This window comes from Aestuariivirga sp. (assembly GCF_046093005.1).
Taxonomy (GTDB): Bacteria; Pseudomonadota; Alphaproteobacteria; order Rhizobiales; family Aestuariivirgaceae; genus Aestuariivirga.
Genome location: NZ_JBJTER010000021.1, coordinates 49,132 through 59,569, shown reverse-complemented (window position 1 = coordinate 59,569; position 10,438 = coordinate 49,132). Strand labels below are relative to the sequence as shown.

At 65.8% G+C, this 10,438-nt stretch carries 8 protein-coding genes; 5 read left to right on the top strand and 3 right to left on the bottom strand.

The features are described 5' to 3' along the window. On the top strand, window positions 1–428 hold a 428-nt coding region (locus ACKOED_RS01220), incomplete at its 5' end, for a thiamine pyrophosphate-dependent enzyme (RefSeq protein WP_408914749.1). Then, the gene (locus ACKOED_RS01215) at window positions 421–1,080 is read left to right on the top strand and encodes an HAD family hydrolase (protein WP_408914748.1); all 660 of its coding nucleotides are present in this window, start codon (window positions 421–423) and stop codon (window positions 1,078–1,080) included. The genes ACKOED_RS01220 and ACKOED_RS01215, both read left to right, overlap by 8 nt. 53 nt (window positions 1,081–1,133) lie before the next feature. Here ACKOED_RS01215 and ACKOED_RS01210 read toward each other — a convergent pair whose 3' ends face one another. After that, window positions 1,134–1,622, bottom strand: coding sequence for a fasciclin domain-containing protein (locus tag ACKOED_RS01210; RefSeq protein WP_408914747.1), 489 nt, complete (start codon window positions 1,620–1,622; stop codon window positions 1,134–1,136). 159 nt (window positions 1,623–1,781) lie between these two features. Between ACKOED_RS01210 and ACKOED_RS01205 the strand changes: the two genes are divergently transcribed. The 3 genes from ACKOED_RS01205 to ACKOED_RS01195 are packed head-to-tail and all read left to right on the top strand — an operon-like array spanning window position 1,782 to window position 6,897. Further along, entirely contained in the window at window positions 1,782–5,228 is a 3,447-nt protein-coding gene (locus tag ACKOED_RS01205; RefSeq protein WP_408914746.1) for an acyl-[ACP]--phospholipid O-acyltransferase, read from the top strand. Beyond that, complete coding sequence (locus ACKOED_RS01200) at window positions 5,225–6,490, top strand: aconitase X (protein ID WP_408914745.1); 1,266 nt, start codon at window positions 5,225–5,227, stop codon at window positions 6,488–6,490. Before ACKOED_RS01205 ends, ACKOED_RS01200 begins: the two co-directional genes overlap by 4 nt. Further along, window positions 6,487–6,897, top strand: coding sequence for an aconitase X swivel domain-containing protein (locus tag ACKOED_RS01195; RefSeq protein WP_408914744.1), 411 nt, complete (start codon window positions 6,487–6,489; stop codon window positions 6,895–6,897). The genes ACKOED_RS01200 and ACKOED_RS01195 overlap by 4 nt, the downstream gene beginning before the upstream one ends. On the opposite strand, the gene mdoH is transcribed toward ACKOED_RS01195, so the two are convergent. Beyond that, window positions 6,898–8,769, bottom strand: a complete 1,872-nt coding sequence (mdoH, locus tag ACKOED_RS01190) for a glucans biosynthesis glucosyltransferase MdoH (protein ID WP_408914743.1) — start codon at window positions 8,767–8,769, stop codon at window positions 6,898–6,900. Continuing rightward, the gene (locus tag ACKOED_RS01185; protein WP_408914742.1) at window positions 8,742–10,265 is read right to left on the bottom strand and encodes a glucan biosynthesis protein; all 1,524 of its coding nucleotides are present in this window, start codon (window positions 10,263–10,265) and stop codon (window positions 8,742–8,744) included. Before ACKOED_RS01185 ends, mdoH begins: the two co-directional genes overlap by 28 nt. Window positions 10,266–10,438 lie beyond the last annotated feature (173 nt).

Below are 10,438 nucleotides of genomic sequence, written 5' to 3'. Positions count from 1 at the left end.
TCCCCGTGTCCCGGCCGCGCACATGGCTGCACCCGGTGGGCTTCGGCACGCTTGGCTTCGCCCTGCCCGCAGGGATCGGCGCCAAGTTCGGCGTGGGCGAAACGCCCGTGGCGGTGCTGATCGGCGACTACGGCCTGCAATACACGATCAACGAGCTGGGCACGGCCGCCGAGCACAAGCTGCCGCTCGTCATCCTGATGTGGAACAATGATGCGCTGGGCCAGATCCGCGACGACATGGTGATGAAGGGCATCCAGCCCAATGCCGTGACGCTGCGGAACCCGGATTTCCAGGCCCTCGCCAAGGCCTATGGCTGCAAGGCCGAGAAGCCCGAAAGCCTCAAGGCGCTGGCGGCGGCAATCCGTGCGGCCCTTGCCGCCGATGCCCCGACGCTGATCGAGATGACGCCGCGCATGGTCCATGGATAGTGCAGTCATCTTCGATGTCGATGGCGTGCTGCTCGACCTCACCCCGCCGGAGGAGGACGCTTTCTTTCTGGCCTTCGCGCGCCGCTATGGCCTCACCGGCCTGTCGCGCGACTGGGACAGCTACCGGGTGCGCAATGACGAGCACATTATTGCGGAAATCCTGTCGCGCCACGGCCTGCCGGCGGATGAACGTGACGCGGTGATTGCCGATTATCTGGCGATTCTGTCAGACGGCCTCGGCAGCGGCGCCTTGCGCGCCAAGGCGATTGCGGGGACAGCGCAACTGATCGGGAATCTGGGTAGAGCGCGGCTCGGCATCGCCACCGCCAATCTGCTTGCCGCCGCGCAGCTGCGGCTTCAGGCAGCGGACCTCTGGCAGCCTGTGCAGGCATTGGCCTTCGGCGCGGAGGGCTCCGGCCACAAGCGCGAGACGGTGGCGCGCGCCATCGCCAAGACGGGTCTGCCGCGGAACCGCATCGTCTACATCGGCGACAATCTCAATGATGTCGACGCCGGACTTTCCAACCGCGTGCATTTCATCGGCTTTTCCGAAGATGCCGGGCGGCGGGAGCGCCTGTCCGCGGCGGGCGCCGTTCACCTGGCGGCGAACCACCGCGAGACGCAGCGACTCATTTCCGGGCTTCTGGCATGAAAAAGCCCGGCGCAGCGGCGCTGGCACCGGGCTTCATCTCAGCTTACGCCGACTTACATCTTGGGCAGGATCACCGCGTCGATGACGTGGATGACGCCGTTGTCGGTCACGATGTCGGCCTTGACCACCTTAGCGCCGTCGACGGTCACGCCGTCCTTGCCGCTGATGGTGACTTCCGAACCCTGCACGGTCTTGGCCTTGGTCTCCTTGCCGGCGAGATCCGCCGCCATCACCTTGCCCGGCACCACGTGATAGGTGAGGATGGCGACCAGCTTGTCCTTGTTCTCGGGCTTCAGCAGGTCGTCAACGGTGCCAGCCGGAAGCTTCGCGAAGGCTTCGTCGGTCGGCGCGAACACGGTGAACGGACCAGCGCCCTTGAGCGTGTCGACGAGGCCGGCGGCCTGAACCGCTGCCACCAGCGTCTTGAAGCTGCCGGCTGCGACGGCGGTGTCGACGATGTCGGCGGCATAGGCCTGGGCGGACATGGCAAGGCCGGACACGGCAATGGCTGCGGCGACGGCGAGGTTGCGAAGGCTCTTCATGAATATAATCTCCCTGTGTCGGAATTGACGTTATGTAGAACGTCCAAGGAACCGCGGCGGTTTACTTCCGCTCTTCACAATTTGTTTTTCGCGGTTTGATGATCCGCCACAGGTCTGACATATTCCTGCAACGCAATAGGGCATGGGGCGCATAAACTGATGAGCGGCGAGACCGGAGCGAACGGGAGCCAGTTCGCGATTCTGAAGTCGCGGTCCTTCCTGCCGCTGTTCGTGACCCAGGCGATCAGCGCCTTCAACGATAATGCGGTCAGGAACGGTATCGCCATCCTGATCACCTACGACCTTGCGGTGAGGTTTGGGTTTGACGCTGCGCTGTTCGTGCAGGCCGGGCTGGCGCTGTTCATGTTGCCCTATTTCCTGTTCTCGGCGATCGCCGGTCAGCTTGCGGACAAATACGACAAGGCCACGCTGTCACGCTGGATCAAGCTGTTCGATCTCGCGGCGATGGTGTTCGGGGCGCTGAGCCTGTGGCTTGAAAACCCCATGATGCATCTGATCGTGCTGTTCCTGGCGGGCACCACGGCGGCGTTCTTCGGCCCCATCAAATACGGCATCCTCCCGCAATATCTGCGGCGCGAGGAACTGATCGCCGGCAATGCCCTGATCGAGCTCGGCACGTTCGTCACCATTCTGCTGGGCACCCTATTCGGCGGCTTCCTGGTGCTGCATGACTGGGGCAGGCCGTTGCTGGCCGTGGTCATCATCGGGCTGGCGGTGCTGGCGCTGGGCTGCGCCTTCCTGATGCCGTCTGCGCCTGGCGACCGTTCGCTAGCCTTCGACTGGAACGTGCCGCGCCAGACAATCAAACTTCTCTCCTACGCGCGTGAACGTGAGGACGTTTTCTGGTCGGTGATCGGCGCCTCGTGGTTCTGGTTCCTGGGCGCGGCCATCATGGCGCAGCTCCCTGTGTTCACGCGTGACGTGCTGCTGGCCAGCGACGATGTCGCCAATACCTTCATCGGGCTGTTCACCGTGGGCATCGGGGCGGGATCGCTGCTCACCAACGCGCTGCTCAAGGGCGAAGTTTCGGCCCGCCATGTACCCGTGGCCTCGATCATGATGACGCTGTTCCTGATCGACCTCTATTTCGCGGCAGGCGCCGTCAATGCGGCGCTGGCCGGCACCGCCAATAACGGGATCGCCGCGTTCTTCGCGCACGGGGCGGGCTGGCGCGCGGCGATCGACCTGTTCTTCATCGCCTTCTTCGGCGGGCTTTATGCGGTGCCGCTCAACGCCATCATGCAGCAGCGCTCCAACCCGTTGCGCCGCGCCCGGGTGATCGCCGCCAACAATGTGATGAACGCGGTGTTCATGATCGCTTCGGCGCTGGCCGGCGCGGTGCTGCTGAAAGTGATGTCGGCGCAGGGCTTCTTCCTGCTGCTCGGCCTCGCCAATGCGGTTGCCTCGGTGTTCGTGGCCCGCCTTCTCACCCAGGAGCTGGTGGCGAGCATCGCCCGCTTCCTGTTCCGGCTGTTCTACCGGGTCGAGGTAAAAGGCCTCGAGAACTACCGCGCGGCGGGGCGCAAGGCGCTGATCGTCGCCAATCACACGTCCTATCTTGACGGGCCGCTGCTGTCAGCCTTCCTGCCGGAGCGGGCGAGCTTCGCCATCAACAGCCATGTGGCGCAGAAATGGTGGGCGAAACCCGCCTTCATGCTGTTCAAGATGGTGCCGATCGATCCGGGAAGCCCGCTGGCCCTGCGCGCGCTCGTCGATGAGTTGAAGCACGGCCGCAAGGTGGTGATCTTCCCCGAGGGCCGCATCACCGTCACCGGCACGCTGATGAAGGTCTATGAGGGGCCGGGCGCCATTGCTGAAATGGCGAAAGCCCGCGTGCTGCCGGTCAGGATCGACGGCGCCGTCTATACGCCGTTCTCGCGCATGCGCGGCAAACTGCGGCTCCGCTGGTTTCCGAAGATCACCATCACCTTTCTGCCGCCCGTCAAGTTTGAGCCGCCGGATGGCTTGAAGGGCGCGGCGCTGCGCCAGCGCCAGGCCGATCAGCTCTATGACGTCATGACCGACATGATGTTCCGCACCTCCAACATTGACTGTACGCTGTTCGAATCCCTGCTCGATGCGCGCCACGTCAATGGTGGCCGCCATGAAGCGGTGGAAGACATCCAGCGAAAGCCGGTGAGTTTCAACCGGCTGGTGATGGGCAGTTTCATCCTCGGCCGCCGCATGGCGGAGATGACGCCGGGCGAGAAGAACGTCGCCGTGCTGCTGCCCAACGCCATCGGCTGTTTGCTTACGATCTTCGGGCTGCAGGCCTTTGGCCGCGTGCCGGCTATGCTGAACTTCTCGACCGGCGCCGCCAACATGGCGTCAGCCTGCGTTGCCGCGCAAATCTCGACCATCGTCACCTCGCGGCGCTTTATCGAGGCTGGCGAGATGCAGGAAGACCTGAAGCTGCTGGGCGAGGGCCGCAAGGTCATCTTCCTCGAGGACCTCAGGGAGAGCCTGACGCTGAAGGACAAGCTCTATGGCCTGTTCGCCAAGCCCTTCCCGCGCGCCGCGTTGCGCCTCGCTGGCGGCAAGGGCGACCCCAATGGCCCGGCGGTGGTCCTGTTCACATCCGGCTCGGAGGGCGCGCCCAAGGGCGTGGTGCTGTCGCACCGTAACCTGCAAGCCAACCGTTACCAGGCCGCAGCCCGCATCGCTTTCACGTCATCCGACATCGTGTTCAACGCGCTGCCGATGTTCCATGCCTTCGGGTTGACCGGCGGCTCCCTGCTGCCCGTGCTCGCGGGGGTGAGGACGTTCCTTTATCCCTCACCGCTGCATTACAAGGTGGTGCCCGAGCTGTGCTACGAGACCAATGCCACCATCCTGTTCGGCACCGATACCTTCCTGATGGGTTATGCGCGAAGTGCTCATCCCTATGATTTCTTCAATATGCGGATGGTGGTGGCGGGTGCTGAGCGCGTCAAGCCCGAGACGCGGGAGGTGTGGATGGAGAAGTTCGGGCTTCGTATTCTCGAGGGCTATGGCGCCACCGAATGCGCGCCGGTGATCGCCGTCAACACGCCGATGCACTTCCGCACGGGAACGGTGGGCCGCTTCCTTGACCAGATCGAACACCGGCTGGAGCCGGTGCCAGGCATCGAGGAAGGCGGACGGCTGTTCGTGAAGGGCCCCAACATCATGCTGGGCTATCTGCGCGCCGACAAGCCGGGCGTGATCGAGATGCCGCCAGACGGATGGTATGACACCGGCGACATCGTCAAGGTTGACGAGGACGGCTACGTGATCATTCTCGGCCGGGCGAAGCGCTTCGCCAAGATCGCCGGTGAGATGTTTTCACTCACGCTTGCCGAGCAGGTGCTGGCGCAGGCCTTCCCCGGCGCCGCGCATGCGGTGGTGGCGGTGCCCGATGCCCGTAAAGGCGAGCAGCTGGTGATGTTCACGACCGATGCCGGGCTCGATGCCGCCCGGGTCAGCGAGGGCATGAAGACGGCGGGCGCCGCCGCGCTCACCATCCCGCGCAATGTGATCGTGATCGAAGCGCTTCCCGTGCTCGGTTCCGGCAAGACGGATTATCCGGCGCTGGGCCGTCTGGCGCGCGAGCGGGTCCAGGCGTGAGCCTCTCCCTTCCCGATCGCGGGCGCGCGCTTCTGGCGGGCGAGCAGGGCCTCGCCATGCAGCTTGCCATGCGGCTTGTGGTGAAGGCCGCCACGATCATGGAGGCTGACCGGCTGATCCCGATCAGTTTCGCGCATCTGGACGCCTGCTTTTACACCGGCCGCGCGCATGTCGATTTCGTGCGCTTTCTGCTCGAGAACGGGGCATCGCTGGCGGTCGAAACCTGGACCAACAACGGCGTTGTGAGCCTTTCGGATCAGGGCCTGCGGCCGCGCGCCGAGGACCCGGAAACCGTCGATGGCGCCGGCGAGCTGATGAAGCTTTATGAGCGCCTAGGCGCCCGCCCCACCTGGACCTGCGCACCCTACCAGCACCCGGGCGGGCCCAAACTCGGCGATCACATCGCGGTGGGCGAGTCCAATGCGGTTTCCTATTACAACGCGGTGGTCGGCGCCCGCACCAACAAATACGGCGACTACCTCGATGTTGCCTGTGCGCTGACGGGCTTTGCGCCGGATGCCGCCCTGCACCGAGACGCCGGGCGCAAGGCGGCGCTGCACATCGACTGCACAGCGCTTGCCGCGGACTGGCGCAGACAGGACATCTTCGCACATCTGATCGGCCATCATGCCGGGCGGCTTGCGGGGCGCCGCGTGCCGGTGATCTCGGGCCTGCCGCCGGATGCGCCAAACCATGCTCTCAAGGCGATCTGTTCGGCGGCCGCCTCCTCCGGTGGGGTCGAGATGTGGCATGGCCTCGGCGTGACGCCGGAAGCGCCGGCACTGGAGGCGGTGTTCGAAACCGGCGAGATGCATGTGGTGACCGCCGCAGACCTGGCCCGCGCCCACCGCGAACTCTCCACCGCCGCCGATGGGCCGCTTGACGCGGTGGCGCTCGGTACGCCGCATTTCTCAGTTGCCGAATTTGCGGAGCTCGTGCGGGTTCTGGGCGGCCGCAAGGTGAAGCAGGGCCTGCCCGTTCTGGTATCCACCAGCCGCGTGGTGCGCGAACTGGTGCGGGCCCGGGGCTGGCTCACTGAACTCGAGGCCGCTGGAATTACGGTGCCTGTCGATGTTTGCACCTATCACGCGCCGCGGGTGCGCGGCCTCACGGGCCGGGTCATGACCAACGCCGCCAAATGGGCCTATTACGCGCCGGGCATGCTGGGTGTGGAGGTCTGCTTCGGTTCGCTCAAGGAATGCGCGGAGAGCGCGGTGCGCGGCGAAGTGTGGCGCGACCCCGCCCTGTGGATTTCATCATGATGCGGGCCCGTATTCTCTCAGGCGGCGTTGCGGCGGAAGGCCCGGTCATGGCGCTCGACGAGCCGCTGAGCTTCTGGGGCGCCTTCGAGCCGCGTACCGGCGTCATTCTCGATGTGCATCACCCGCAGCGCGGCGCCTGCGTCACCGGGCACATGCTGGTCATGTCCGAAACGCGTGGTTCCGGCTCGGCGCCCGGCGCCATCGCCGAGGCGATCCGGCTTGGCGCCGCGCCCGCCGCAATCATTCTGGGCCAGCCGGACATCAATCTCGCGGTGGGGGCGGAGGTTGCCGCTGCCCTGTATGGGCGTCACTGCGTTGTGGCGTCTGTGGGGCCGGAAGACCTGATGCGCCTGCGCAAGGCCCGGCACGCCCGCATCAGCCCTGACGGTGAGGTCACGCTCCGCTGACTACTCCGCTGCTTCCAGCAGCGGCTCGGCTGCCAGTTCCGCGAGCGCGGGCGGCTGCGCGGCCTCTTCCGGAATGCGGAACACGTTCCAGTGCCACAGCCGCCGGCCAAGCGCCGGCAGGCCCGAGGCCCAGGCGGTGATGGGCGCCAGCATTAGTGCCGCGGCGATTGGAACCAGCCACAGGAATGCGGCGAATGAGACGTGGAACGCGACCACGGCGAAACCCAGGCCCGCCGCCACATGCAGGCTGTGCCGGCGCGCGCAATCGTCAAGCGGCGCGGCGCGGTCGCTGCGGTTCTGGGCATTCCAGCCGGAGTCGCGCCCCAGCAGCACATCGAACACGAAGCGTGACTGGATCAGCATCATGACTGGCGAGAGCAGCAGCGAGCCGATGGTTTCGGCGGCCACGCTCTTGATCAGGCCAGTGGCGCCGCCACAGCCTGCCCGCAGAACCGGATCGCGCCATGCCAGGATCAGCGCCAGAAGCTTCGGCAGCCAGAGCACCGCGCAGGTGAGCGCAAACAGGTTGAGCGCCAGTTCCGGATCGAAAACCGGCCACATGGGGAAGAGCGAGAAGCTCTCCGGGAAATAGTTGGGCGTCGCATGGCGGGCGACCGTCGCCAGCCCCAGCCCGGCGAGCAACAGCATGAGCCACAGCGGCGAGGCGAGATAGGACATGATGCCCTGCAAGAGATGCACGCGGCTCATCCAGTGCAGGCCCCTGGCGCCGACGATCTTGATGTGCTGGAGGTTGCCCTGCGCCCAGCGCCGGTCACGCGTGGCGAGATCGGCGAGGCTGGGCGGGGTTTCCTCGTAGGAGCCCACGAGCTGCGGCAGCATGGTGACGGCATAGCCGGCGCGGCGGATGAGTGCGGCCTCCACGAAATCATGACTCAGCACATGGCCGCCGAACGGCTTGCGGCCCCGAAGCTCGGGAAGGCCGGCAGCCTCCGCGAAGGCGCGGGTGCGGATGATGGCGTTGTGCCCCCAGTAATTGCCATCACGGCCATGCCAGGCGGCAAGCCCCGCGGCCACCAGCGGGCCATAGACGCGGCCCGCGAATTGCATCATGCGGGCAAAGCCGGTCCAGCGGTTGCGCAGCAGCGGCAGCGACTGAATGATGCCCGCTTGCGGATCCGCCGCCATGGCCCGCGCCAGCGTCACGATGGCGGCGGCGCTCATGTCGCTGTCGGCATCGAGCACGATCATGTGGTCATAGGCGCCGCCCCAGCGGGTGACGAAATCGGCGATGTTGCCGGCCTTGCGGTGATGGTTGTGGGCGCGGCGGCGGTAGTAGACCTGCAGCGCCGGTGACAGCTGCCGGCGGAGCCACAGAAACGCCTGGTGTTCGGCCCCGGCGATTGCCTCCTGCCTTGTATCGCTCAGCACGAAGATATCGAAGTGACCGGCCACACCTTCGCGCCTCAGCGCCGCGCCGATGCGGGCGAGGGTTGCGAATACCCGCTCCGGGTCTTCGTTATAGACCGGCATCAGCAATGCGTTGCGCCCGATGCCGGCCACCGGGGCCTGCGGCGGCAGCGCTGGCGCCCCGCGCAGCAGAACCGCGAAGCCCAGAACCGCGCTGGCGCAGGCAAAGGCGATCCACGCGAAGGTGAGGGCGAAGAAACCGGCAAACAGCACCTGCAGCACGGTGACATTCACCGGGCTGATCACCTCATACATTTTCCAGGTGCCGAAAGCGGTGAGCGAGAGCGTGGCGCCGAACACGAATAGCCGCGCCAGCATCACGCCGCGGCTGTTGCCAACGGGCCGCGGCCCGCCGTGCCAGCGGGCAAGGTCCTGCACCGGCATCTCCAGCGGCGCGGCCGCCGGCACGCTGCCAACTAGCGCCTGGTCCAGCGGAATAGCCATGTTTCGCTCACGGGTGTTTCGCCCCTTTTCAGCACGGCGCGCAGTTCGGACAGGTCGGCGCCGCTCACATTGTGTTCGAAGGAAAGCCGCGTGGTGTTCGCCATCTCGTTTCTTGCCGCATGCACATTGCTGATGACGCCCGCCGAGGCTGTCACGGCGGGGGTAAGCTCGCCGCTGAGATCGCCGCCCGCGAACTCCAGAATGTAAAGCCGCAGATCAGGGTCATAGGATGGCGGGCTTGCGGCATAATCAGGGTCGACGCCCGAGCCCGAGAATACCGTGCGCGCCACCGGAAGATCGCCGCTGGACGGCCAGTCCGCGCACCAGTGCAGGCGGTAGACAAAGGCATAGCTCTGGCCCTGCCTCAGCGGCTCTTTCGGCTGCCAGAAGGCCACGATGTTGTCGTTGGTCTCGATCTCGGTGGGAATCTCGTAGAGTTCGACCGCCCCTGGCCCCCAGTCGCCCACCGGCTCCGCCCACAGGCTGGGGCGGCGCTCATAACGCGATTCGAGGTCGAGGAAGTCGCGGTAGCTGCGCTTTCTCTGCATCAGCCCGAAGCCGCGCGGGCTCTGGTCGACGAAGGCGCTCACCTGCAGCGTCCTCGGGTTGGCAAGCGGCCGCCACAGCCATTCGCCTGCCCCGGTCAGCATCATCAGCCCGTCCGAATCATGCACCGAGGGGCGGAAATCATCGACCGGCTTCGACAGCGGATCGAGGAGGAACATGGAGGTCATCGGCGCGATGCCCACATGCGGCAGGTCGCGGCGCGGAAACAGCACCAGTTCCACGTCCATCTGGGTGTCCTGGCCCGGCTTGATCGAGAACTTGTAGGCGCCGGTCACCGAGGGGCTGTCGAGCAGCGCCTCGACCACCACGGTGGTGGCGGCGGGGTCCGGTTTTCGCACCCAGAAGGCGCGAAACATCGGGAATTCCTCGCCGCCCGGCTGGCCGGTGGCGATGGCGAGGCCACGCGCCGAAAGCCCGTAGAGCAGGCCCTTGCCCACCCCGCGGAAATAGGACGCGCCCTGGAACACCACGAATTCATCGTCATAATCCTGGGAATTGATCGGGTAGCGCAGCCTCAGGCCCGCGTAGTGCAGGTCGGTCTTGCCGTCGGTGGCGGGGGCCTGTGGGCCGAAGGTGAACAGGTCCGGGCTGTAGGCGATGCGTGCCGCCTCGCCGTTCTCCACGACGTGGACATCGACCGGGGCGGTGAACAGGAAGCCGGAGTGGAACAGATCGAAGGAAAACCGGTGCGGTTCGCCCTTCCAGAGGGATTTTCCGGGGTTGAAGCGGATGTCCCGGTACTGGTCATAGGTGAGGTTCTCCCAGCCGGGCGGCATGGCGATGCGCACGTCCTGCCATGGCTCAGCGGCCAGGGCTTCGGCCAGCTTGCGGACATGGTCCTCGGCGAAGGGCTGGCGTTCGATCAGCAGGTCCGGCGCATCCGCGAAAGACCAGCCCGCCCCCCCGGAGAGGGCGGCAATGACCGGCAAGAGCGCTCCGGCCGACCTCAGGACCTGACGTCGCGTGACATTCATATGACAGGAATCCGCAAGAAATATTGCGTTGCACAAAATAGCCAGAACTCCCGAAATGTAAAGCCCTTGGGGCGGCCTCTCGACCGCTTGCGTGCAATGCACTAGAAGCGCGGCAAAACAAGGGTCGC